Consider the following 1,053-nt stretch of genomic DNA (forward strand, 5'->3'; position numbering starts at 1 on the left):
CTAGAGCGTTTCCGAGCTTGATTGAATCGTTTGGGATTCCCGGTAGGGCAGGATTGTGATTCAAGATGCTGGCTGGGCGGAGGCCAGCATCTGATGGTCCGACCTCTCTCGACTGATCTGCGTGAGCGCGTCGTTGCAGCGGTTCTCTCTGGCGAGACGAGCCGCGCCGTTGCAGCCCGGTTCGGGGTTGCGGTCTCTTCGGTGGTGAAGTGGGCGCAGCGCCACCGTGCGACGGGCTCGGTGGCGCCGGGCCAGATGGGCGGCCACCGCAAGCGCATTTTGGAGCCGCATCGCGCCTTCATCGCGGAGCGGATCGAGGAGAACCAGAACCTGACGCTGCACGCCCTGAAGGCGGAACTGGCCGCGCACGGGATCGTCGCTTCCCATGACGCGATCTGGCGGTTCTTGCGCCGCGAGGGACTGCGCTTCAAAAAAAACCGTATTCGCCCTTGAGCAGGCCAGGGTCGACATCGCGCGTCGCCGCCAGCGCTGGCGCACATGGCAGAAGAGGCTCGACCCGAACAGGCTCGTCTTCATCGATGAGACCTGGATTAAGACCAACATGGCCCCGCTTTACGGCTGGGGACAGAAGGGCAAGCGCCTCAGGGGCTTTGCGCCCCATGGCCATTGGCGCACCCTGACCTTCCTCGGAGCCTTGCGCGCCGATGCTCTCACCGCGCCATGTGTCTTCGACGGCCCAATCAACGGCCCGTGCTTCCGCGCCTATGTGGAGCAGGTGCTCGTGCCGACGCTGAAGGCGGGCGACATCGTCATCATGGACAATCTCGGCAGCCACAAATCCGTGGCTGTCCGCCAACTCATCAAGGCGGCCGGAGCCAGGCTCTGGTTCCTGCCGCCTTATTCGCCCGACCTCAATCCCATCGAGCAGGCCTTCGCTAAGATCAAACACTGGATGCGCACTGCTCAGAAGCGCACCGTCGAAGACACGTGGCGCCACATCGGAGACCTCGTCCACCGCATCCAGCCCGCCGAATGCTCAAACTACATCGCTAACGCAGGATACGCTTCAATCAAAACATGAAACGCTCTAGG

General features: G+C 62.8%; 1 protein-coding gene. It reads left to right on the forward strand.

All coding sequences use genetic code 11. The features are described 5' to 3' along the window. Positions 1-93 precede the first annotated feature (93 nt). Positions 94-1,042, forward strand: a protein-coding gene (locus ABLE93_RS26940; RefSeq protein WP_348842727.1) for an IS630 family transposase whose coding sequence is annotated in 2 segments (ribosomal slippage) — positions 94-429 and positions 431-1,042 — 948 coding nt in all. Because the reading frame shifts where the segments join, the coding sequence is not laid out codon by codon here. Positions 1,043-1,053: the final 11 nt, after the last annotated feature.

Source organism: Xanthobacter pollutisoli (genome assembly GCF_040044995.1).
GTDB lineage: Bacteria > Pseudomonadota > Alphaproteobacteria > Rhizobiales > Xanthobacteraceae > Xanthobacter.